General features: G+C 66.8%; 19 protein-coding genes. 11 read left to right on the top strand and 8 right to left on the bottom strand.

Annotated elements, in window-relative coordinates:
- The 3 genes from katG to ABB28_RS03710 form a co-directional block, all read right to left on the bottom strand.
- On the bottom strand, positions 1–1,878 hold a 1,878-nt coding region (gene katG / locus ABB28_RS03720; protein WP_057507333.1), incomplete at its 3' end, for a catalase/peroxidase HPI.
- Positions 1,879–2,034: 156 nt separating this feature from the next.
- Positions 2,035–2,655 carry a DUF937 domain-containing protein gene (locus ABB28_RS03715; protein WP_057507332.1) on the bottom strand — a complete coding sequence of 207 codons (621 nt, stop codon included), beginning with the start codon at positions 2,653–2,655 and terminating at the stop codon, positions 2,035–2,037.
- Between the two features lie 89 nt (positions 2,656–2,744).
- The gene (locus tag ABB28_RS03710; RefSeq protein ID WP_057507331.1) at positions 2,745–4,745 is read right to left on the bottom strand and encodes an acyltransferase family protein; all 2,001 of its coding nucleotides are present in this window, start codon (positions 4,743–4,745) and stop codon (positions 2,745–2,747) included.
- Positions 4,746–5,044: 299 nt separating this feature from the next.
- Between ABB28_RS03710 and ABB28_RS18100 the strand changes: the two genes are divergently transcribed.
- From ABB28_RS18100 to ABB28_RS03685, 5 genes are read left to right on the top strand one after another with little or no spacing between them, the layout of a single operon-like run.
- A complete protein-coding gene (locus ABB28_RS18100) occupies positions 5,045–5,743 on the top strand; it encodes a YIP1 family protein (RefSeq protein ID WP_161809848.1) in 699 nt (232 codons plus the stop codon).
- A complete protein-coding gene (locus ABB28_RS03700) occupies positions 5,740–6,633 on the top strand; it encodes an efflux RND transporter periplasmic adaptor subunit (RefSeq protein ID WP_057507329.1) in 894 nt (297 codons plus the stop codon). The genes ABB28_RS18100 and ABB28_RS03700 overlap by 4 nt, the downstream gene beginning before the upstream one ends.
- A gap of 20 nt (positions 6,634–6,653) precedes the next feature.
- A complete protein-coding gene (locus ABB28_RS03695) occupies positions 6,654–6,959 on the top strand; it encodes a permuted SH3 domain-containing protein (protein ID WP_152983372.1) in 306 nt (101 codons plus the stop codon).
- 1 nt (position 6,960) lies between these two features.
- The gene (locus ABB28_RS03690) at positions 6,961–7,656 is read left to right on the top strand and encodes an ABC transporter ATP-binding protein (protein WP_057507327.1); all 696 of its coding nucleotides are present in this window, start codon (positions 6,961–6,963) and stop codon (positions 7,654–7,656) included.
- Complete coding sequence (locus ABB28_RS03685; protein ID WP_057507326.1) at positions 7,649–8,878, top strand: ABC transporter permease; 1,230 nt, start codon at positions 7,649–7,651, stop codon at positions 8,876–8,878. The genes ABB28_RS03690 and ABB28_RS03685 overlap by 8 nt, the downstream gene beginning before the upstream one ends.
- A gap of 67 nt (positions 8,879–8,945) precedes the next feature.
- Here the strand turns inward: ABB28_RS03685 and mutS are convergent, their stop codons facing one another.
- Together mutS and ABB28_RS03675 are read right to left on the bottom strand one after the other, a co-directional pair.
- Positions 8,946–11,516 carry a DNA mismatch repair protein MutS gene (mutS, locus tag ABB28_RS03680; protein ID WP_057507342.1) on the bottom strand — a complete coding sequence of 857 codons (2,571 nt, stop codon included), beginning with the start codon at positions 11,514–11,516 and terminating at the stop codon, positions 8,946–8,948.
- Between the two features lie 153 nt (positions 11,517–11,669).
- Positions 11,670–12,632, bottom strand: a complete 963-nt coding sequence (locus tag ABB28_RS03675; protein WP_057507325.1) for a cation diffusion facilitator family transporter — start codon at positions 12,630–12,632, stop codon at positions 11,670–11,672.
- A 144-nt stretch (positions 12,633–12,776) separates the two neighbouring features.
- Between ABB28_RS03675 and ABB28_RS03670 the strand changes: the two genes are divergently transcribed.
- The 3 genes from ABB28_RS03670 (at position 12,777) to ABB28_RS03660 (ending at position 15,168) form a co-directional block, all read left to right on the top strand.
- The gene (locus ABB28_RS03670) at positions 12,777–13,568 is read left to right on the top strand and encodes a hypothetical protein (RefSeq protein WP_245625268.1); all 792 of its coding nucleotides are present in this window, start codon (positions 12,777–12,779) and stop codon (positions 13,566–13,568) included.
- A 74-nt stretch (positions 13,569–13,642) separates the two neighbouring features.
- On the top strand, positions 13,643–14,269 hold the full coding sequence (locus tag ABB28_RS03665; protein WP_057507324.1) for a YiiX/YebB-like N1pC/P60 family cysteine hydrolase: 627 nt from the start codon (positions 13,643–13,645) through the stop codon (positions 14,267–14,269).
- Positions 14,266–15,168: an alpha/beta hydrolase gene (locus ABB28_RS03660; protein WP_057507323.1), complete on the top strand. Its 903-nt coding sequence runs from the start codon at positions 14,266–14,268 to the stop codon at positions 15,166–15,168. Before ABB28_RS03665 ends, ABB28_RS03660 begins: the two co-directional genes overlap by 4 nt.
- A gap of 88 nt (positions 15,169–15,256) precedes the next feature.
- Here ABB28_RS03660 and ABB28_RS17910 read toward each other — a convergent pair whose 3' ends face one another.
- Positions 15,257–15,559, bottom strand: a complete 303-nt coding sequence (locus tag ABB28_RS17910; protein WP_148049473.1) for a hypothetical protein — start codon at positions 15,557–15,559, stop codon at positions 15,257–15,259.
- A gap of 87 nt (positions 15,560–15,646) precedes the next feature.
- Positions 15,647–16,039 carry a barstar family protein gene (locus ABB28_RS03655; protein ID WP_057507322.1) on the bottom strand — a complete coding sequence of 131 codons (393 nt, stop codon included), beginning with the start codon at positions 16,037–16,039 and terminating at the stop codon, positions 15,647–15,649.
- An 87-nt stretch (positions 16,040–16,126) separates the two neighbouring features.
- Here ABB28_RS03655 and ABB28_RS03650 point away from each other — a divergent pair, with 87 nt between their 5' ends.
- The 3 genes from ABB28_RS03650 to ABB28_RS03640 all read left to right on the top strand — a co-directional run bounded on the left by ABB28_RS03650 (position 16,127) and on the right by ABB28_RS03640 (position 20,985).
- Complete coding sequence (locus ABB28_RS03650) at positions 16,127–19,048, top strand: hybrid sensor histidine kinase/response regulator (RefSeq protein ID WP_425479509.1); 2,922 nt, start codon at positions 16,127–16,129, stop codon at positions 19,046–19,048.
- A 103-nt stretch (positions 19,049–19,151) separates the two neighbouring features.
- A complete protein-coding gene (locus tag ABB28_RS03645) occupies positions 19,152–19,514 on the top strand; it encodes a glycine zipper 2TM domain-containing protein (protein WP_057507321.1) in 363 nt (120 codons plus the stop codon).
- 106 nt (positions 19,515–19,620) lie between these two features.
- On the top strand, positions 19,621–20,985 hold the full coding sequence (locus ABB28_RS03640; RefSeq protein ID WP_152983371.1) for a hypothetical protein: 1,365 nt from the start codon (positions 19,621–19,623) through the stop codon (positions 20,983–20,985).
- Between the two features lie 54 nt (positions 20,986–21,039).
- Here the strand turns inward: ABB28_RS03640 and ABB28_RS03635 are convergent, their stop codons facing one another.
- Positions 21,040–22,095, bottom strand: coding sequence for a threonine aldolase family protein (locus ABB28_RS03635; protein WP_057507338.1), 1,056 nt, complete (start codon positions 22,093–22,095; stop codon positions 21,040–21,042).
- Between the last annotated feature and the right edge of the window lie 14 nt (positions 22,096–22,109).

The following is a 22,109-nucleotide window of genomic DNA, read 5'->3' as shown; positions in this document are numbered from 1 at the left end:
GGTCAGGGTCAGCTGCTGGGCCTTGTCGATCAGCAGCGCTTCGGCGGGGACGCTGTAGCGGCCCTTGAGGTAATTGCGGAAGCCGTCGGCCGCCGGCTCCATCACCGCGAAGGACTCCACGTCGGTCTGTTCCTGGCTGGCATCGGTGCGGCCGGGAGTGAACGGCACGCTGATGTCATGGCCAGCGGCCTTCGCCGCCTGCTCGACACCCACGCCACCGGCCAGCACGATCAGGTCAGCGAGTGACACCTGGGCACCACCGGCGCCGTTGAAGTCGGCCTGCACGTTTTCCAGCGCGGCCAGCACCTTGGCCAGCTGCTGCGGCTGGTTGACCGCCCAGTCCTTCTGCGGGGCCAGGCGCACGCGCGCCCCGTTGGCGCCACCGCGCTTGTCACCGCCACGGAAGGTCGACGCCGACGCCCACGCAGTGGACACCAGTTCGGCCACGCTCAGCCCGCTGGCGGCGATCTTCTGCTTCAGCGCGGCCACGTCCTTGGCGTCCACCAGCGGATGCGTGGCGGCCGGCACCGGGTCCTGCCAGATGAAGGTTTCGGCCGGGATTTCCGGGCCCAGGTAGCGGGCACGTGGGCCCATGTCGCGATGGGTCAGCTTGAACCAGGCGCGCGCGAAGGCATCGGCGAAGGCCTGCGGATCGGCCAGGAAGCGACGCGAGATCTTTTCGTAGGCCGGATCAACGCGCAGCGACAGATCCGTGGTGAGCATGGTCGGGCGGTGCTTCTTCGACGGATCGTGCGCGTCGGGTATCACCGCCTCTGCATCCTTGGCCACCCACTGGTGTGCGCCGGCCGGGCTCTTGGTCAGCTCCCACTCGAACTTGAACAGGTTTTCGAAGAAGTCGTGGCTCCACTGCGCCGGGGTGCGCGTCCAGGTGACTTCCAGGCCACTGGTGATGGTGTCGCCGCCCTTGCCGCTGCCGAAGCGGTTGCTCCAGCCCAGGCCCTGCCGTTCCAGCCCATCGGCTTCCGGCTCCGGTCCAACGTTGTCGGCCGGGCCTGCACCGTGGGTCTTGCCGAAGCTGTGGCCACCGGCGATCAGCGCGACGGTTTCCTCGTCGTCCATCGCCATGCGGCCGAAGGTATCGCGGATGTCGAAGGCGGCCAGCAACGGATCCGGGTTGCCGTCCGGGCCTTCCGGGTTCACGTAGATCAGTCCCATCTGCACGGCGGCCAGCGGGTTTTCCAGCTTGCGCGAATGCACGTCGCCGTCGGCGTCGTCATCGGATACCAGCACGCCGCCGGCCTTCTCCACGCCTTCCGAACCGTGCTTGTAGCGTTCGTCGCCGCCGAGCCAGGTGGTCTCGCGGCCCCAGTACACGTCCTGGTCCGGTTCCCAGGTATCCGGGCGACCGCCGGCAAAGCCGAGCGTCTTGAAGCCCATCGATTCCAGCGCGACATTGCCGGTGAGGATCAGCAGGTCCGACCAAGAAATGGCCTGGCCGTACTTCTGCTTGATCGGCCACAGCAGGCGCCGCGCCTTGTCCAGGCTGACGTTGTCCGGCCAGCTGTTGAGCGGGGCGAAACGCTGTTGCCCACGCCCGCCGCCGCCGCGGCCATCGCCGATGCGGTAGGTGCCGGCGCTGTGCCAGGCCATGCGCACGAACAGGCCACCGTAGTGCCCGAAGTCGGCCGGCCACCAGTCCTGCGAATCGGTCATCAACGCCTTGAGGTCGTTCTTCAGTGCCTGGTAGTCCAGGCCCTTGAACGCGGCGGCATAGTCGAACTGCGGATCCAGCGGATTGGAACGCGACGAATGCTGGTTGAGCAGGTCCACGCGCAGCTGCTTGGGCCACCAGTCGTGGTTGGTGGTGCCTTCACCGGTGACGGCGTGGTTGAACGGGCACTTCGCTTCGCTTTTCATGGGTCTCTACCTGTGTACTGGCGAATGTCTAATAGGGAACGTGAATCGAGGTTCCCCTCCACGGTAAGCACCGTGCACAGGAACGTACATTCGATTCGCTCAACCGGATCAATAGTAGAAATCTATGGTCCCGAACGATTGGACAGCCGTGCCCAATCAGGGGCGCTTGCCGAGCAGCCCGCCGCCGATTTTCAGGACATCACCGAGGCCAAACTGCCCATCGCCGTCCTGATCGAGCAGCGCGCCGAGGCCCCCGCCGCCCATGCCGGAGGCCTGCGCTTCCTGGCCAAGCGCCTGGCTGAGCTGGCCGGCGTTGCCCTGCTGGGCGAATTTCTGGGCCAGAAATGACATAACGATCGGCGCCAGCAGGGCCAGCAGCTGGCCGGACCGGCCACTGTCCAGGCCGGTCTTCTGGCCGAGCAGCTGCGCAGCCTGCGGACTCTGCCCGCCGAACACATGGCCGAGGATGCCGGCGCCATTGGTGGCCTGGCCCCCCGCACCGCCCATCACCGCGCCGAGCAGGCCACCGAGGTCGAAGCTGCCGGCCGCCGCCGGGCTGCCTCCCAGGTGATCACGCTGCAGCGCGTTGAGCAGCGACTGCGCACCCTGCGGGTTGCTGGCGTTGTTGCCCATGGCGCCCAGCAGCAGCGGCAGCGCGGACTGGATCGCCTGGCTGGCCTGGGTGCTGTCTACGCCGAGGGTCTGGGACACCTGCTGCAGGGCGGGGCCCTGCTGCAGCTGCTGGAGGAGGGAGCTGGTGAGCGACTGCGTGTTCATGGCGGAACTCCTGCGGCTCGGGGTGGGTACGGCTCAGGCCGGAAACCGCCCGAGCATAACGCCGCCTGCACGAAGACGATGCGAAGGCTTCACGCGGGGTCCGCTGATGGACCATCGCCAGATGCAGTGCCAATTTCGAGCAGCAGCCGCTCGAAGTCTGGCAACAGGATGCGATTGCCGTGCCCGCTCAGATGCTCGCGGTCAAAGAACAGGGGGGTCGTCCCGTCCATCGCATCGCAATGGTCTTCGTTGCAAAGCAGCGGCAGCGGGTCCCATACCTGCAGCATGCGATAGCGCTCGAGCAGGTCATGAAGCAGTGCCATCTGCGGAGCGCGCATCGCCTCCATGGCCGCGCGCGGGACGGTGAGCCCGGCCTTGCACGCCGGGTTCATGCGGTTGAACACGTCTGAACATCGGAATGGATCGGACTTGAACACCGGCATCGGCGCACTGATGATCACGTGCACCTGCAGCGCCTGCAGTCGCGCAAGGGTGGCCTCGGCATCGCGCGCGGCACCTGCGGCGTCCGCGGATGTGCGTTGCATGGCCAGTTCCTGAAACACCTGCGCCTCGCCTCGGCTCCAGTCCAGGCCGCGAAGCTCCTGCATGCGCAGCGAGGACAGCAGCACGATATCGCCTGGACGTGCCTCCCGTTCAATCCGCGCCAGTGCCTTGTCCCGTGCCGGCACGCACGCGCGGGAATCGGCGCGCATCAGGTTGGTGAAGCTGCATCCAGGCTCAGAAATGACGATCAGCTCCATGCCGAACTGACGCGCTGCGATGGACGTCATGGGCCGGAAGCTCGTGGACAATGAATCACCCGTCACGATCAGCTTGCGCCCGCGCAACGATGGCGCATCGATCGGCTCCACCGGCATCCATGCAGGATGCAGGTAGGTGCGCCATACGTAGCTGTCCCGGGTCCTGCTCAGTGAAAGCTGCTCGTTGAAGTGTGGCATGGCCCACGCGATGCCGAGGCTGGCGACGACCGCGGCCAAGGCAGCGCCCAGAATGATCGGCGAGCGCGCGCGCCTTGCAACTGCCGCATTGCGTATCGGACTTTCCACCCAGTGATAGGAGGCGCTGGCGAGCGCGAACAGCATCACAGGGTAAGCCCACAAGGCAACCCCCTGCAGGCCGTAGGTCCAGCGCAGCAGCACCAGCAGAGGCCAGTGCCACAGGTATAACGAATACGACAGACGCCCTATGTAAACGAGCGGCCTGCTGCCCAGCACGTGCACCAGGGGATTCTTCTTTCGCTCTCCGTTGGCGGCGGTACTCGCTGCAAGCAGCATGACGGTGCCGATGACCGTGGCGATCGCGCCGGGGAACGGGAACTGCAGGTCCGATTCGAAGGCGAAGCCCACCACCACCAGCACCAGGCCAGGTAATGCCCAGGCTTGCCAGTGACGCGACGGCGTTCGCAAGGCGATGCATTGGTAAAGCAGGGCACCGGCAGCCAGTTCCCAGAAACGCGCCGGGAGCAGATAGAACGCCTGGTCGGGAGCGGCGGTCGACTGCCACGCAGCGAATGCCATCGAACCCACTGCCAACGCGGGAAGCAGCCAGCGCACCCAGACCCGCGACTTCGCCGCGCGCAACCAGATCAGGAACAGTAGAGGAAACAGCAGGTAGAACTGCTCTTCCACCCCCAGGCTCCAGGTGTGCAGATAGGGGTTGAGACTGGCCCCCCACGAAAAGTAATCCTCGACCTGCCATGCCAGTACGAGGTTGCTGATGCCCAGGATCGCCGCAAATCCGGTGTGATCGTATTGTTCGCTGCTCCCGCCGCCACGGGGAATGAACAGAGTGGACAACAGGAAGGTGGCCAGCAGTACCAGCAGCAACGCCGGCAGCAGGCGCAGCACCCGCCGGCGGTAGAAATCCAGCAGGTAACGACCCATGTGGTCATACGGGCGTGATGCCAGCGACTGGCTTATGACGAAGCCGGACACCACGAAGAACAGGTCCACGCCACTGAAGCCGCCGGGCAGCAGCGATGCGTCGACGTGGAAGATGACCACCGCCAGCACGGCGATTGCCCGCAGGCCGTCGATGGCGTTGTCATGACGAGGGGTTGGATCGGACATGGACGATTCCGCAGGCGGGAAAGCCACAGGATCGAAAGCGCGGCGGCGTCGGGCAAGCGTCAGATGCGACAGGCGCGGGTGCCGTTGGGCAGACGTTGCAACGTTACGGGGTGTGCTCGGGGCCTGGCTTGTATGTTGAACCAGAGCCTGGCGTAACGGCGCGCCAGGCGCACGGGTGCGCTGCGACATGGTCGAAATCTGGAAGCGCCAACGCAGGACCGTGGGAATCATGTCTGTTGGCCGGTGATGCGGGCTCTTGTTCAGCCGGACGAGATGCGAACGACGGAAAAGGAAACGGCATGAGCGCGCGTGTTGCAAAGACAGCAGGTGAGGTGATCCTGGATCCGTTGAAGGGGTGGGAACGCGTCGAGCTGCGCAGCGACTGGCCATGGCCACTGCTGGCGCTCGCGTTCGCTACGGCGATGGCGTGGACGACTTATTACGCGAACGTGGACCTGGCCTGGCTGCAGGACCATCTGCTCGCCGGCCATAGCGAGCTGCAAGGTCGCGAGCTTGAATTCATGCGAAACCTGCTCGGGCGCACCCTGTTGACGGTGATGTCGGTCGCCAGCTCGTTGCTGGTGGGTGGCGCCTTCCTCCTGCTCACCGCAGCCTGGCTGAAGGTGGTCGCACGTACCCGCCGTTCCGATCCCTACGTGAAGTGGGTGGGGCGTGCTGCATGGCTGACGGTGCCGGAGACGGTGATGCTGCTGATGATGGCGCTGCGTTGTGCCATAGCTGACACCAGCAACCTTCCTCCCGAACTGTCCAACCCACTGTCCATCGCCCAACTGACCGGAATCGGCGTGGGCAGCCGATGGCTGTCGCTGGCCGGTTCGGTAGGCGTGCAATCCTTCTGGACGATAGCCCTGTGTGCAGCTGGCCTGCGCCACTGGCTCGGCATGGGCTGGGTCCGCGCGCTGTCGATCGCGCTGGCCCCGGCGCTGTTGCTGTACGGCGCGTGGGCCATGGGCATTGCCCTGGGAGCAACGCAATGAACCGTCGTCTGCTGACCGGTGGCGTCGTGGCCATGGTGCTGGCGGGCAGCATGGTCGCCGCCCTGTGGGGCGGGCGCAAGCCGGTGGAGGTGCAGTACGAAATCGCGGAAAACCGGACCTTGCGCGCGTCTGTGCTCGGTTCCGGCACCTTCGATTTCCGGGACACGGCCGCGCTTTCGCCCGAAGTCATCGGTCTTGTACGCCGGGTGCTGGTGAAGGAAGGGGACCACGTCCAGAGCGGGCAGCTGGTGATGGTGCTGGACCAGGAAACCCAGAAGGCCGAGGTGCAGCAGCGGGAATCGATGGTGCGGCAGCAGGCGCTGGACATTGAGCAGCAGGCAGAACTGCTGGACATCCGCCAGACCCAGGAGCGCCGCAGTACCGAACTGGTGGCGAAGCGTCTTGTCGACCAGGCCAGCCATGATCAGGTGCGTCACGAGGTGGCACTGGCGCGGCTGCGGCTGAAGGCCAGCCGAGAGCAGCTGACACAGTCCATGGCGGCCTTGGTGCAGGTCCGTGAGAGCCTGGCCAAGACACTGATCCGCGCACCCATCTCAGGCGTGGTCACGTCCATCGCCCTGAAGGTCGGCGAAACCGCGGTACCGAGTTCGACGGGCATCGCGGGCTCCAGCCTGATGACCATCGCTGACATCGGCACGATGGCCGCGACGATCAAGGTCGATGAGATGGATGTGTCGCGTATCAAGCAAGGACAGCAGGCCCAGGTATTCGCCGGATCGGACAGCAGCAGGATGCTGAGCGGCAGGGTCCAGGAGATTGCACTGGCACCCACGCGCGCCGGGGTGACGGCGGCAGCGCACACCAGCGCAGCTACGCGGTCCAGATTGCCCTGGATGGGCACGCCCATGCCGACCTTCGCACCGGGATGAGCTGCCGTGCCGAGGTCTTTGTGGACGTTGACCGTACGCCGGTCGCGGTGCCGGTGCAGGCGCTGTTGAGCGAACAGGCCGATGTCGCCCGCCATCAAGGTGCGGCAGGCAAGACGACGCGGCAGCGGCAGTACCTTCTGGTGGAGTCGGGAGGCACTGTTACCAGGCGGCACGTGGAGTCCGGTGTGTCCGACGACCGCCATGTGGAGATTGTCTCGGGACTCGCGCGCGGCGATCGGGTCATCACCGGACCTGCAAAGACAATGCGGCATCTGCGCGACAACCAGCGCGTACGCGCGGTGCCGGCCATGCTGGACCTGCCCTGACATGCAGCCCATCCTCGAGCTGCAACAGGTCCACAAGCACTACGCCATGGCGGGCGAACAGGTGCCGGTACTGCGCGGCATCGATCTGACCATAGATCGCAACGAGTACGTTGCCATCACCGGGCCTTCGGGATCCGGGAAGACCACCTTGATGAACATCCTGGGCTGCCTGGATCGGCCCAGTGCAGGGAGTTATCTGCTCGCCGGTCAGCCGGTCACCTGCCTGGACGAGCGCGAGATGGCGGGAGTGCGCAATCGTGCCATCGGCTTTGTTTTCCAGAGCTTCAACCTGATGTCGCGCGCCACCGCGCTGCAGAATGCCATGCATCCACTGCTGTACCGGAAGATGGGACGTGCAGAGCGCCAGCAGCGGGGCATGGACGCCCTGTGCAAGGTGGGACTGGCCGATCGCGCAGGCCATCTCCCCAGCCAGTTGTCCGGGGGACAGCGGCAGCGTGTGGCGATTGCACGCGCGTTGTGCGGCTCGCCCTCGATCCTGCTCGCCGACGAGCCTACCGGCAACCTGGATTCCGCAACAACGCGGGACATCATGGCGCTGTTCGACGCGCTCTGGGCGGACGGCAGCACCATCGTGATGATCACCCATGAGACGGATATTGCAGACCATTGCCACCGCGTCATCCGGATCGAAGATGGCAAGGTGAGTGCGGATCGGAGGCGTCAGCGCAATGGCTGATCTGCTGCTGATCGTCGAGTCGGCATGGGCAAGCATCCGTGCGCACGCACTGCGCAGTCTGTTGACCGTGCTGGGCATCGTCATCGGCGTTGCCTCGGTCATCGCGGTGGTCTCCGTCTTCCAGGGCATGGCCGCCTCGATCACGGATCAGTTCGCCGGTCTGGGCGCGAACAACCTGACCGTCAGGTCCGAGACCTCCTTCGACGACCAGTTGCAGGGACGCCGTAGCCGGATTTCGCTGGAGGACTACCAGCGCCTGGTCGACGGCTTGCCCGGAGTGGGGGAGGTGTCTCCAAGCTTCAACGTGATGGGCGACCATGGCGGCACGGTTCACGCGGGGCGGGCCGATACCTTCACCCGGGTGATTGCCAGTTCGCCGGCCTACCAGCATTCGCGGCAGGTCTACCCCCGGCTTGGACGGTTCATCACCGCTGCCGACAACGATTCCCGTCGTCGGGTCTGCGTGATCGGGGAAAAGCTGCGCAGCAAGCTGGAACTGCCCGCTGATCCTGTCGGGCAGTACATCCGCATCGGCAGCGAGTGGTGCAAGGTGGTGGGGTTGATGGAGGAGCGCGGCGAGGTGTTCGGCTTCAGCCAGGATGACTTCGTGCTGATGCCCTTCGCCACCGGTCTTGCGCTGGTAAAGGACGCATCACAGGTGGATCTCAGTATCGACGTCCAGGTCGCCGATACCGCGGAAATGGACGCAGTGAAAGACAGGATCGACGCACTGCTGCGTCAGTCGCGCCTGCGGGGAGGCAGCCAGGGCGGTGACTTTCGCGTCGAAACCGCCGAGCAGCTTGGGGATTCGCTGAAGAGCATCATCCATCTGGTCAGCATGGTGTTCGCGGGGATCGTGGGTGTGTCGCTGCTGGTCGGGGGCATCGGCATCATGAACATCATGCTGGTGTCGGTCACCGAGCGGACCCGCGAGATCGGGATCTGCAAGGCCCTTGGCGCCACCCGCCAGGCCATCCTGCTGCAGTTCCTCAGCGAAGCGGCGTTGCTTTCCGCCATCGGCGGGGTCATCGGTGTCGTGCTCGGGTACGCCGGCGGCCTGCTCGCTTCTCTGGTCATCCCCGGGCTGCCACCGGCCACGGTCCCGTGGTGGACGGTGGTGCTGTCGGTGCTGTTCTCCGCCGCCGTCGGCGTGGTGTTCGGAACGATCCCTGCCGCCAAAGCCGCCGGCCTGGATCCCATAGACGCGCTTCGTTACGAGTGACCTCAGTTCAAAGGCATGCGCCGGTAGCGCCGACCCATGGTCGGCGAGCCCGGCGGGCCTTGCAGTATCAGACCAGCGCTTTCAACCGGTACAGCGCTTCCAATGCCTGCCTTGGCGTCAGCTCATCCGGATCCACCGCCGCCAATGCATCCAGTGCGGCGGTGTTGTGGGCAGCGAACAATCCAAACTGCTGCGGTGCATCCAGCGCCTGCGGTGCCACCGCCGCCGACTGGGTTTCACCGCCGCGCTGTTCGAGCTCGGCCAGGCGGCGCCTCGCCTGTGCCACCGTCGCGCGCGGCAGCCCGGCCAGCGCCGCTACCTGCAGGCCGAAGCTGCGGTTGGCCGGGCCGTCCTTGACGGCATGCATGAATACCAGGCGCTCGCCACCGTTCTGGTCGGTGTGTTCCACCGCGTCCAGGTGCACGTTGGCGATGCCGCTGCGGCCCCCTTCGTGCTGTTCATCAGCCAGGGCGGTCAGCTCGAAATAGTGCGTTGCGAACAAGGTGTAGCAGCGGTTCTGCCACGCCAGGTGGCGTGCCACCGCGTCGGCCAGGGCCAGTCCATCGTAGGTCGACGTACCGCGGCCGATCTCATCCATCAGCACCAGCGAGTGTTCGGTCGCATGGTGCAGGATATAGCTGGTCTCGGCCATTTCCACCATGAAGGTCGACTGCCCGCGTGCCAGGTCGTCGCCGGCGCCGATGCGGGTCAGGATGCGGTCGATCGGACCGATCACTGCACGGCTGGCGGGCACGAAGCTGCCGATATGGGCCAGCAGCACGATCAGCGCGTTCTGCCGCATGTAGGTGGACTTGCCGCCCATGTTCGGGCCGGTGATGACCAGCATGCGGCGGTCCGGGTGCAGGTACAGGTCGTTCGGTTCGAACGGCTGGTCACGCACCGCTTCCACCACCGGGTGGCGGCCGCGCTCGATCTTCAGGCACGGCGCGCTGTCGAGCTCCGGTCGCGACCAGTCCAGCGCCTGCGCACGTTCGGCGAACCCGGCCAGTACGTCCAGCTCGCTCAGCGCGCCGGCGCACTGCTTCAGCGGCTCCAGGCAGTCGCCCAGCGTGTCCAGCAGCTGCTCGTAGAGCTGCTTTTCGCGCGACAGCGAGCGATCGCGCGCGGACAGTACCTTGTCTTCAAAGCTTTTCAGTTCTTCGGTGATGTAGCGCTCGGCATTGGTCAGCGTCTGGCGGCGGGTGTAGTGCACCGGCGCGCGGTCGGACTGCCCTTTGCTGATTTCGATGTAATACCCGTGCACGCGGTTGTAGCCGACCTTCAGCGTGGCGATGCCGCTGCTTTCGCGTTCGCGCTGTTCCAGGTCGATCAGGAACTGGTCGGCATGCGTGGACAGCCGGCGCAGTTCGTCCAGTTCTTCGTCGAAGCCGTCGGCCAGTACGCCGCCATCGCTGAGCTTGAGCGGCGGCATGTCGGCGATGGCGCTGGCCAGCAGGCGCGCGCAGTCATCGTGCTCGCCAAGCAGCTGGTGCAGCGCCTGCAGGCGCGGCGAATCCAGCGGGCCGAGCACCTCGCGCACCGCCGGCAGCAGGCCCAGGCCATCGCGCAGGGTGGAGAAATCACGCGGACGCGCCGAGCGCAGTGCCACGCGGGTCAGGATGCGTTCGAGGTCGCCCAGGCGCCGGAACTGTTCGCGGATATCCGCATCGGCGCCGCGGTCGATCAGCGTTTCCACCGCATGGTGGCGCTGTACCAGCACCTCGCGCAGGCGCAGCGGACGGTGCAGCCAGCGCCGCAGCAGGCGGCCGCCCATCGGCGTGACGGTGCTGTCCAGCACGCCGAGCAGGGTGTTGCGGGTATCGCCGTCGACGCGGGTATCCAGCTCCAGGTGGCGGCGCGTGGCGGCATTCATCGCGATCGCTTCGCCGGCGTCTTCCATCGCGATCGACGTCAGGTGCGGCAGGCGCTGCTTCTGGGTTTCTTCGACGTAGCCCAGCAGCGCACCGGCGGCACCGGTGGCGCGCGGCTTGTCATCGATGCCGAAGCCGCTCAGGTCATGCAGCTTGAAGAACGCCAGCAGCTGTCGGCGGCCGCTGTCGGCGTCGAACAGCCACGGCGCACGCAGGCGCACGCCCTTGCGCTGGCGCAGGAATGCGGGCCAGTTCTCTTCGTCGGGCACCAGCAGTTCGGCCGGTTCCAGGCGCGCCAGTTCGGCTTCCAGCGCGTCATCGGTGTCCACTTCATTGACCAGGAAGCGCCCGCCGGCCAGGTCCGCCCACGCCAGCCCGTAGCCGGACTTGCTCCGTGACAGCGCCATCAGCAGGGTATCGCGGCGCTCGTCCAGCAGGGCTTCGTCGGTGACGGTGCCGGGGGTGACGATGCGCACCACCTTGCGTTCCACCAGGCCCTTGGCCAGGGCGGGGTCGCCGATCTGTTCGCAGATCGCCACCGATTCGCCCAGCGCCACCAGCCGGGCCAGGTAGCCTTCGTAGGCATGCACCGGCACGCCGGCCATCGGGATCGGCGCGCCGCCGGAGCTGCCGCGCTGGGTCAGGGTAATGTCCAGCAGCCGCGCCGCCTTGCGTGCGTCGTCGTAGAACAGCTCGTAGAAATCGCCCATGCGGAAGAACAGCAGCAGGTCCGGGAACTCGGACTTGGCGGCGAAGAACTGCTTCATCAGGGGGGTGTGTTCGGGCTGCTTCTGGGTCACGCGGGGTCCATCTTGAGGCGGGTGCGGGCACGGGGTGGCCGCGGATGGACCATTGTAGGGGAGGCAGCCAGAGTCGGGGACCGGGGTGCCTGCCATCAGGCAGCGCCGCGCAGGCGGATCTCAGCCCTCCGCCACCGGCCCCGCCAGCATCGCCGCCCGACGCGCGCGATAAACCTCCGGCGTCTGCGGTTTGATGAACAAGGCCGTCAGCTCCGGATACTCGCGTTTCACCGCCTGCTCGATGCGGGTGATGCACTCCTCGATCTGCGGGGTGCTGCGGTCGTCCTCGAACTCCGCGCTCAGCATGGCCACCACCTGGTTGGGGCCCATCTGCATGGTGCTCAGGCCGTTGGCACGGCGTACGTCCGGATCGGCATTGGCCACCTCCAGGATGCGTTGCGCCACATGCGCATCGGCGGGCTCGCCGACCAGCAGGCCCTTGGTTTCGCGGGCCAGCAGGAACGCGGTCGCGGCCAGCACGGCGGCGATGCACAGCGAGGCCACGCCATCCAGCACGGGTATGTCCAGCAGCTGCGCGGCGACCAGGCCGATCATCGCAAAACCCAGCCCGAGCAATGCCGCGCTGTCTTCCAGCAATACGGTGAAGGTGGTCGGATCCTTGCTGCGCCGGAATGCTTCGAAGTAGCCCATGCTGCCCTTGGTGGCGCGGAATTCGCGCAGCGCGATCCACCACGAGGCGCCTTCGAACACCATCGAGACGCCGAGCACGATGTAACTCACCAGATGGTTGGTGGCCGGCTCCGGGTGCAGGATGTGCTGCACGCCCTGGTAGCCGGACACGATGGCACCGGCGGCGAACACCAGCAGGGCGACGATGAAGCTCCAGAAGTACAGCTCGCGCCCATGGCCGAACGGATGCGCTGCGTCGGGCTTGCGCTCTGCGCGGTTGAGGCCGTACAGCAACAGCAGTTCGTTGATGGTGTCGACCAGCGAATGCACGCCTTCGCTGGCCATCGCCGAACTGCCGGACAGGCCGGCGGCGATGAACTTGGCGATGGCGATGGCGAGGTTGCCGGCGAGTGCGGCGTAGACGACGAGACGGGAGCCGGACGGCTTGGCCATGGCAGGGCAGACGGGTGGGGGACCCCATCATCGGCAAGCGGCCGTGCCGGCTGCGTGCAGGACGCGCGGCGGGTAATCCTGCGGCAATGTGGTGGGGGGAGGCGGCATGCTAGATTCGGGCCATCCCCATGCAAGGACGGCATCGTGATCAACAGCTTACGAATCGCACCGCTGGCGTTGGCCTGCCTGCTGCCCACTGTTGCCCAGGCCGGGCCTGCCACCGCCGCGCCGCCCGGGCGCAGCCCGCCGGCTGCGCATTGCCTGGATGCCCGCGACGTGCGTCAGGTCGAGCAGGCCGGTCCGGAGGCGATCGCCGTTCGCGGAGGCAATGGCGTGGCCTACCGGATTGATTTCAGCGGCGCCGGTTGCCCCGGCATCAACGAGGCCAGCCAGGTCCGTCTGGAAGCCCCCGCCGGTTGGGCCTGCGGCCGTCCGAGCGAGAACCTGGTGGTGGATGGGCGCAGCTGCGGGATCAGTGCGGTGAGCGTGATCGACGACCGCGATTTTGCCGAAACAGCGCGCGCTAGCAGCCGCCAGTTCGCGTCCACGCTGCCGGGGGTGGAGGTCACCGGCAAGGCGGCCGGCAGAGGCGGTGAAAGCAGCCCGCGGCACACCTTCCAGGGCTCGGCGGACTTCTGTTTCGCTACCCGCCACGTACGCAGCTGGAACGAGGACCCGCAAGGCGTAGTGGTGGAAACCAACCCGCGCCGCAACGGTGGCAATCGCTACTATCGGGTAGAACTGGGGGGCAGCTGCAGCATCCTGGCCGGCGCGCAGTCGGTCGATTTCCAGTCCGGCTTCCAGAATGGATTGATCTGCGGCAACCCGGGCGATCGCATCGTCATGGTCGGCGCGATGGCCGGGGACCTGCGCTCGGACACGCCGCGATTCGCGCGCCCGGGCTGCGAGGTGCTGGCGGTGTATCCGAAGGACTGACCGGACGCCACGTTGCTGCGGCAGGCGGGAGCGGCATGGCATCATCGCCGCCTTGTCCTGCGGTGTGATTGTCGATGCGAACCTACCTGCTATGCCTTGCCTTGTTGCTTGCGCCGCTGCTGCCGGCGCAGGCCAGGGCGCCCCAGCCGCAGAACGGTGACCTGTTGTTCGTCACCGCCGCCACTACCGGCCTGAGTGGTGCGATCAACGATGCGACCGGCAAGCCCGGTGCGGTGAGCTATGACCACGTCGCGCTGATCGCACGCGAATCCGGCAGCGCGGTCGTGCTGCACGCCGATGACAAGGGATCGCGCGAGCAGACCCTGGACAGCTTCCTCGATGAGGCCCGGGCCAAGCACCGCCACGTGGTGCTGTACCGGCTCAAGCGCGAACAACGCGCGGCCATTCCGGCGGCCATCGCCAAGGCGCGCACGCTGCTCGGCAAGCCCTACAACTTCACCTACGTGCAGGATGAGGACAGTTACTACTGCTCGGATTTCATCGAGCGCGCGTTCCGTGCGCAGCAGGTGTTCGCCACCCAGCCGATGAACTTCAAGAACCTGCAGACCGGGGAAGTGTCGCCGTACTGGGTGGAGTTCTACCGCAGCCGCGGCATGGACGTGCCGCAGGGGGCGCCGGGCACCAACCCCAACGACATGGCGTCCGCGCCGGTGCTTGAACGTATAGGAGAACTGGAATGATGCGCCTGTTGTGGTCCGGTGTGTTTGCGATGCTGGTGGTGGGCTGCGCCAGCGCGGGCGAGCGGGCACCTGCCCAACGCGGTAATGGCGCGCCGTACGAGATCATCGGCAGCCAGGTATGGGAGGTGCCGGATCCGGTCTCCGGGCGTGATTACCAGGTATTCGTGCAGCTGCCGGCGTCGTATGAAAAGGAGCCGGCGCGCCGCTATCCGGTGCTGTACGTCACCGATGCCGACTATGCCTTCCCGGTACTGCGCCAGGTAGGGCGCCGGCTGGGCAGTTCGGTGCAGGAGTTCATCCTGGTCGGCGTGTCCTACGCGGTGGGCGAGGAAGGCATGCCCAGCCGCCGCCGCGACTACACGCCCACCGCCAACGGTGCGGAGGGTGCACCGGAGGATGCCGAGCATGGCGGCGGGGCGGCGCATGCCGCTTACCTGCGCGACCAGGTGCTGCCGTACGTGGCCCAGCGCTTCCGCACCGATGAAACGCAGCGCCTGTTCCTGGGGCATTCCTACGGTGCACTGCTGGGTACGCAGATCCTGCTGAGCGAACCTTCGCTGTTCTCCGGCTATGTGCTGGGCAGCCCGTCCTACTGGTTCGACCAGCACGTGATGGAGCGCATGGAACAGGCGTCGGCCGCGACCCTGAAGGACATGCCGGCCAAGGTGTATTTCTACATCGGCGAGTACGAGGCGAAGCGGGTCGGCGATCCGCGCTACCTGCAGGAAGATGACATGGTGGAAGACGCGCGGCGCATGGAACGCACGCTGCGCGGCCGGGGCTATCCCTCGTTGGTGATGCGGCTGGACGTGTTGAACGACGAGGACCACCTGAGCATCGCCCCGCGTGGCTTCACGCTGGGGCTGCGCTATCTGTTGCCGGGAAAGTCCGCGCCGTAGTGGCGAGCGTGGTCGCCACCTGATGCTCCCGCCGAGCACGGCTCGGCGCTGCCACGCCATGGCTCGCATGGCGTGGCGGCATCACCGCCTACGGGTCGGGGGGCATGAAGAATTCGACCTTGCCGCAGCCGCTGCACAGGAACGTTTCAAAGCGTCTGCGGTCGACCAGCAGTTCGCCGATGTTGCCCATCAGGACGGGCCACATGCGGGTGCCTTCGTGCAGTTGCAGAGTGCCGCCGAACTGCATCGGCGACTGGCAGCGAAGGCATTCCGCTGGTGGGTAGTGGCCACGTTGCTCGGGTGGCACGGAGGGATCGAAACCGCAGTGGATGCAGAGGGCGCAGTCCTGTGGCACCGAGGTGCCGCATCGGTTGCATGACCAGTGGATCATGGCGTGTGCTCTTCCTGAGATGTTGCCTGCAGCATTCCACAACGATGTTTACGGGGAAAGTCCGCCGCGCATGGCGTGCTGCCACGGTCATGCCGGCTGCAGGCGGATGTCCGGGTGGCTGGCGAAGATCTCCAGCACGATGTCGAAGTAGGTCTGCCCGTGGCCCTGCTGCAGCGCGAGCAGCTGTGCCTGCAGGGGGGCGGTGTTGAACGTTCCCGGCTGGTCCAGCTTGTGCTGCAGCCAGGCGGTCGTGGCGGCCACCCCAAGCGCGGCGCGGCTGGTTTCCATGTCCTGCCAGACCACGGTGACGGCCTGCTGGCCCTGCAATGCGCCGTAGCCGCCGTACAACAGGTCATCCAGCGCATCCAGGCTGTTGCCAAGCGCCCAGTCCTCGTCTGCCATGAATACGCGGTTGAGTTCGGCGTAGAGCGAAGGGATATCGACGATGTCGCTGCCCTGCAAGGTGAACTCAACGCTCATCCGGTGCACCGCAAGGGTGCGCGTTGACACTGTTGCTGCCCGTTCTGCATTAGATTGCCCGCTTTCCTGGTCCTGGCGTCTGCAGTTTTGTCGACTTCCACCTACCCGGGCAAGGCCCAACGCGGTTTCCCGTTCACCGACGGGGCTGCTGCCGATTGCATCCGCAGCGTTGACTGGCAGGCTACGCCGCTAGGGCATCCGGACGGCTGGCCATCGGCATTGCGCAGTGCCACCAGCCTGATGCTGGCCAGCCCGGAAAGCATGTACCTGGCGTGGGGCGATGAGCTGGTGTTCCTGTTCAACGATGCCTACAGCCCCATCCTCGGCCCGCGTCGGGAGCAGGCAATGGGGGCGCCGCTGCGCACGCTGTGGGCAGACGCCTGGGACGCGGTGAAGGGGCCGGTCGAACGGGCCCTGGCCGGTGAAGGATCGCGCTTCGAGGACATGCCGGTGCGGATGAACCGTTACGGCGCCGAGGAGGACACTTGGTGGACGTTCTCGTTCTCGCCGATCCACCTGGATGACGGCAGCGTGGGCGGCGTGTTCTGCGTGACCCGCGAAGTCACCGAGGTCGTCGTGGCGCAGCAGCGGCTGGCGCGCGAGAACGAGCGACTGATCGCCCTGTTCGAGAAATCTCCGATGTTCATGGCCTTCCTGAGTGGCCCGGAGCATCGGGTGGAGCTGGCCAATCCGCGCTATGCCGAAATGGTCGGGCATCGGCCGGTGATCGGCCAGCGCTTGGCCGATGCGATTCCGGAAGTCATCGACCAGGGCTACCTGCCGCTGCTGGACCAGGTGTACCGCAGCGGCGAAACCTATATCGGCACGGAAGTAACCTACGATCCGGTGAGCACCGACGGCAGCGTGGTCGAGCCGCGCAAGCTGGATATCGTGTTCCAGCCGGTCAAGGACGCGGCCGGGCAGTCGGTCGGCGTGTTCGTGCAGGGCCTGGATGTCACCTCGCAGGTGGCGTTGCAGCGCCGCCTCCGGCGCAGCGAAGCGCGGCACCGGCAGATCATGGACAGCGCGATGGATTACGCCATCTTCGCCATGGACCTTGAAGGCCGTATCACCCTGTGGAACGAAGGGGCGCGGCACACGCTGGGCTGGACCGAAGCGGAGATGCTGGGGCAGACCCCGGAGCGTTTCTATAGCGAAAAGGACCGCGTGGCACGGCGGTTCCAGCACGGCATGCGGGTGGCACTGGCCGAAGGCGGGCTGTCGGGTGAGCGCCCCTTCCTGCGCAAGTCCGGCGAAACCTTCTGGGCGCAGGGCGCGCTGACCCTGCTGCGCGACGAGGAGGGTACCGCGATCGGCTTCGTCATCGTGCTGCGCGACCGCACCCTGGAGCGTGCGGCCATCGATGCGCTGGCCGCCAGCGAGCGGCGCCTGGGCGCACTGGTCGGGGCCTCGTCGCAGGTGCTGTATTCGTTGTCTGCGGACTGGGCCGAGCGCCGGCAGATCCTGCGCCAGGGCGACACCGCGCAATTGCTCGCGCCGGACTGGAACTGGCGCGAAGCGTTCGTGCATCCCGATGACCGCGCCGCGCTGGACGCGGCCATCGCCGAGGCGGATGCGCACAGGAAGCCGTTCGAGATCCAGCACCGCACGCCGCCGCGCAACGGCAGCCACCGCTGGGTGCTGATGCGGGTGGTGCCGATGTTCGATGCCGAAGGCCGCGTCAGCGAGTGGTTCGGCACGGCAACGGACGTCACCGAAAAACGGGAGGCCGAAGAGCGGCTGCAGCAGCTGACGGTCACCCTGGAAGAGCGCGTGCGCGAACGCAGCGCCGAACTGTTGATGACCGAAGAGAAGCTGCGGCAGAGCCAGAAAATGGAGGCGGTGGGCCAGCTTACCGGCGGCATCGCGCACGACTTCAACAACCTGCTGACGTCGGTGTCGATGGGACTGGAACTGCTGGAGATGCGGGTTGCGCAGGGGCGTATCGACGACCTGGGCCGCTACGTGGAGATGGCGCGTTCCGGTGCCGACCGCGCCGCGGCGTTGACCCAGCGCCTGCTCGCGTTCTCGCGCCGGCAGACCCTGGCCCCTACCGGGGTGGTCGTGGAGCAGATGGTGCTGGGGATGATGGAGATCATCTCGCGCTCGCTGGGGCCGTCGATCACCATCGGCACCCACTTCGCCGATGGCAGTGCCGCCGTGCAGGTCGATGGGCCGCAGCTGGAGAACGCGCTGTTGAACCTGTGCATCAACGCGCGCGATGCGATGCCGGGCGGGGGTGCGCTGGATATCAGCAGCGACGTGGTAGAGCTGGCGGGCAGCGAGGCGGTGGCACTGGAGCTGCCGCCCGGGCCGTATGTGCGGCTGTCGGTGCGCGACACCGGCACCGGCATGGAAGCCGACGTGGTAGCGAAGGTGTTCGAGCCGTTCTTCACCACCAAGCCGATCGGCCAGGGAACCGGTCTGGGCCTGTCGATGATCTACGGATTCACCCGTCAGTCCGGCGGCCAGGTGCAGGTGGAGTCCCGGCCGGGCGAGGGCACCACGATGCACCTGTATCTGCCGCGGCTGGTCGAAGGCATGCAGGCAGCGGACGCTGCGCCGGCGGTGGCGCTGGACAGCGATGTCCTGCGCGGCCCGATGCGCACGGTGCTGCTGGTCGAAGACGAAACCGCGGTGCGCGTGCTGGTCAGCGAGGTGCTGGTGTCGGCGGGGTACCGGGTGATCGAAGCCTCCGAAGGTCCCCCCGCGCTGGATGTGCTGCGGTCCGTGGAAGCGATCGACCTGCTGGTGACCGATGTGGGACTGACCGGCCCGTTGAACGGCAGGCAGGTGGCCGACGCCGGGCGACAGTGCCGACCCGGCTTGCCGGTCCTGTTCATCACCGGCTACGCCGCTACCGCGGCGGTGGGCGCGGGGCATCTGGAAGCGGGCATGGAAGTGCTGGCCAAGCCGTTCGCCGCCGCCGAGCTGGTGCGACGCGCGAACGCGTTGCTGGACCCCCGCCAGCACGCCGGACGGCCGTCTGGTCAGCACACCGCTGGCTGAACGGGGCAGGCGACCTGCACGGTATCTCCACGCGAATTCACCCGGGTTTGCCATCGTCGCGGGAAGACTGGCGACATACACCCGGAACGCCAAGGAGTCCCCGATGAAGATGTCCATCCCCCTGCTCTGTGCTGGCGCCTTGTTGGCCGCCTCCTCGGCCGCGTCCGCACAGTCCTACGGCCCGCGCGATGAAGGCCGCCGCTTCGACGATGGCAGCCGCGTGGTGTGCCGCAACGTGGAAGTGCAGCGCAACAGCAAAGACTCCAACCGTATTGCCGGTACTGCCACCGGTGCAGTGGTCGGTGGCCTGCTCGGCAACCAGGTCGGCGGCGGCAACGGCAAGAAGCTGGCCACCGTGGCCGGTGCGGTAGCCGGCGGTGCGGCAGGCCGCAACATCCAGGGCCGCCACCAGCAGAAGACCGGTGATCGCGTGGTTGAACGCCGCTGCGAGCGCGAATACAGGTAACCGTAGGCCCTGCCGGCTCGCCCGGCAGTGGGCGCATCAGGAAGGCGGCTTCGGCCGCCTTCCTGCGTTTGTGGCATATTCCGGCGACTGCCAAGGATGACCCGCCGTGAACGAATCGCAAGCGCCTGCCACGCCGCCGCCGCACGCCATGGTCGATGGCAGCGAGCGCCTCTCCCGCGTCCGTGACCGTACCGACGAACTGGAGCTTTTCATCTCCGGCCTGCTGGCCTTCACCCTGCTCGCCGTGCCCGGGCGCATCTTCGATGCGTGGGCGACAAACACCGTGCATACCGAAGGCATCCATGCGCACGCGCTGTGGTTCGGCTTCAGCATCGCCGTCGGCCTGTGCTACGTGGTGGCCATCGCCCTGATCGCGCATCTGGCGATCCGCGGCTACTGGGTCGGCCTGATCGGATTGAAGACCCACTTCCCGCAGGGCATCCGCTGGGACCGCATTCCGCTGCTGGGCGGGGTGTCCCGCGACCACTACCAGCGCATGGTGTCCACCCTGGAGCAGTCCATCGCCGGTGCTGATCGGCTGGCGTCGGTGCTGTTTTCGACCACGCTGCTGTTCGCCTTGACGATGGTCTGGACCGGGCTGCTGACCGCCGTGCTGCTGGCGATCGCAGGCGTGGTCGGCGCACTGCTGGGGGCTCCGGACCAGGTCGCCCTCACCGTACTGGGCGTGGCCTACGTTCTGTTCACGGTGACCAGCGTGCTGCCGCTGGTGCTGGAACGCGCGGTGCTGCGCCGGCGTGCGCGCGGGCTTCCAAGCGAACGGCTGGAGCGCGCGGTGCGCGTGGTGCTGCGCGGCATGGGCTTCGTGCTGCCCTTGCGCCTGCTGCTTCCGGTGCAGCTGACCCTGCAGAGCAATCTCTACGCGCGCAATTTCTACGTGGTCTACTTCGGCGCGGTGATGCTGGCGATGGTGATCGGCGGGGTGCAGACCTTCAACTCGACCCGCTTCGCCCTGTTCAACCGCTACGCCGTCGTCACCGACGAAGCCGTGGACCATGGCATGGCCAGCGCGCACTACGAATCCCTGCGCTCCGAACATGATCGGCTGCTGCGCTACCCGATGATCCCCGCCGACCAGATCAGCGAATCACAGCTGCGGCTGTTCATCCCGCATCAGCCACAGCGCGACAATTCGGTGGCACGCCGGCTGTGTACCGATACCTTGCCCAAGGGCGCCAACGTGGCCGAAGGTGAGCAGGCCGCGCGCACGGCGGTGGCCTGCCTGGCGCGGCTGTGGACGATTACCCTCGACGGCGCGCCGGTCGCGCTGGATGCCTTCGTGCCGATGGAGCGACGCGACCTGGAAATGCGCGGGCTGGTCGGCTATCTGCCGCTGCAGGGACTCCCGCCCGGACGCCACGACCTGCGCCTGGTGTGGAATGCGCAGAGCACGGCCAAGGGACGGGAGCGACGTCGCGAGTTCCAGATTCCGTTCTGGTACGCGCCGGACTGACGGCGCGGCGATCCCGGATCGTCCGCTCCGCCACCTCCGGCCTCGTGGCTGGCCTCAGCGGCCCAGCACCGCGGCGAACGCATCCAGCTGCTGGTCGCTGCTCGACCACGCCGTGACGAAGCGCACCGGCACCTCATCAGCGCCCAGCGGCATCGACGCAGGCAGGCTGTCCGGGTACCAGTCGTAACACTGCACGCCGGCAGCGAGCAGGCGCTCCAGCAGCGCCTTGGGCATCACCACGAACACTTCGTTGGCCTGCACCGGCCAGGCCAGGCGGATGTCCGCATGCGCCTGCAGGGTGGCGGCCAGCACCTGCGCGGCGTGGTTGGCCTGGCCGGCGAGTTCCAGCCAGTGGTCGTCCTGCAGCCATGCGTTGAACTGGGCGCCGAACAAGCGTCCCTTGGACACCAGCTGGCCCGCGCGCTTGCGCCGGTAGTCGAAACCTTCGGCGAGCGCCGGCGTGAAGAAGACCACCGCCTCGGCGGCCAGCGCGCCGTCCTTGGAGGCGCCGAAGGACAGCACGTCGATGCCAGCGTGCACGGTCATTTCGGCCGGCGTGCAGCCCAGCGCCGCCACCGCGTTGGCGAAGCGCGCGCCGTCCATGTGCACGTGCAGGCCATGCTCATGGGCCACCTCGGACAGTGCCTTCAGTTCGGCGGGCGTGTAGACCAGGCCGTTCTCCGTGGCCTGTGCCAGCGACAATGCCGAAGGCTTGACGCTGTGCGGCCGCGCATCGGGCAGCCGCTTGAGCGTAGCGCGCAGCGCCGCTGGGGTGATCTTGCCGCTGTCGGTGGCGATCGGCAGCAGGCGCGCACCCCCGGTGAAGAATTCCGGTGCAGTGGATTCATCGCTGATCAGGTGCGCCTGTGCGTGGCACAGGATGGCATTCCACGGCTGCGCCAGTGCGGACAACGCCAAGCAGTTGGCGGCGGTACCGGTGGCCACGAAGAAGGCCTTGACGTCGTGGTCGAACACGCGCGCGATGGCCTGTTCGGCCTGTTGTGTCCAGGTGTCGTTGCCGTACGGCGCGGCGGTTCCCGAGGACGCTGCCACCAGCGCGTCGAGGATGCGTGGCGATACGCCGGACTGGTTGTCGCTGCCGAAATTCATGTGCTGCCCTGCGA

The organism is Stenotrophomonas chelatiphaga, assembly GCF_001431535.1.
Taxonomy (GTDB): domain Bacteria; phylum Pseudomonadota; class Gammaproteobacteria; order Xanthomonadales; family Xanthomonadaceae; genus Stenotrophomonas; species Stenotrophomonas chelatiphaga.
The sequence above is the reverse complement of the archived record's forward strand: the minus strand, read 5'-3'. Positions and strand labels throughout refer to the sequence as shown.

Coding starts and splice junctions, on each gene's coding strand:
- ABB28_RS03710 (WP_057507331.1), bottom strand. CDS start 4,745: ATGTCCGATCCAACCCCTCGTCATGACAACGCCATCGACGGCCTGCGG.
- ABB28_RS17910 (WP_148049473.1), bottom strand. CDS start 15,559: ATGATCCACTGGTCATGCAACCGATGCGGCACCTCGGTGCCACAGGAC.
- ABB28_RS18100 (WP_161809848.1), top strand. CDS start 5,045: ATGAGCGCGCGTGTTGCAAAGACAGCAGGTGAGGTGATCCTGGATCCG.
- ABB28_RS03675 (WP_057507325.1), bottom strand. CDS start 12,632: ATGGCCAAGCCGTCCGGCTCCCGTCTCGTCGTCTACGCCGCACTCGCC.
- ABB28_RS03685 (WP_057507326.1), top strand. CDS start 7,649: ATGGCTGATCTGCTGCTGATCGTCGAGTCGGCATGGGCAAGCATCCGT.
- ABB28_RS03715 (WP_057507332.1), bottom strand. CDS start 2,655: ATGAACACGCAGTCGCTCACCAGCTCCCTCCTCCAGCAGCTGCAGCAG.
- ABB28_RS03690 (WP_057507327.1), top strand. CDS start 6,961: ATGCAGCCCATCCTCGAGCTGCAACAGGTCCACAAGCACTACGCCATG.
- ABB28_RS03645 (WP_057507321.1), top strand. CDS start 19,152: ATGAAGATGTCCATCCCCCTGCTCTGTGCTGGCGCCTTGTTGGCCGCC.
- ABB28_RS03655 (WP_057507322.1), bottom strand. CDS start 16,039: ATGAGCGTTGAGTTCACCTTGCAGGGCAGCGACATCGTCGATATCCCT.
- ABB28_RS03635 (WP_057507338.1), bottom strand. CDS start 22,095: ATGAATTTCGGCAGCGACAACCAGTCCGGCGTATCGCCACGCATCCTC.
- mutS (WP_057507342.1), bottom strand. CDS start 11,516: ATGAAGCAGTTCTTCGCCGCCAAGTCCGAGTTCCCGGACCTGCTGCTG.
- ABB28_RS03700 (WP_057507329.1), top strand. CDS start 5,740: ATGAACCGTCGTCTGCTGACCGGTGGCGTCGTGGCCATGGTGCTGGCG.
- ABB28_RS03665 (WP_057507324.1), top strand. CDS start 13,643: ATGCGAACCTACCTGCTATGCCTTGCCTTGTTGCTTGCGCCGCTGCTG.
- ABB28_RS03660 (WP_057507323.1), top strand. CDS start 14,266: ATGATGCGCCTGTTGTGGTCCGGTGTGTTTGCGATGCTGGTGGTGGGC.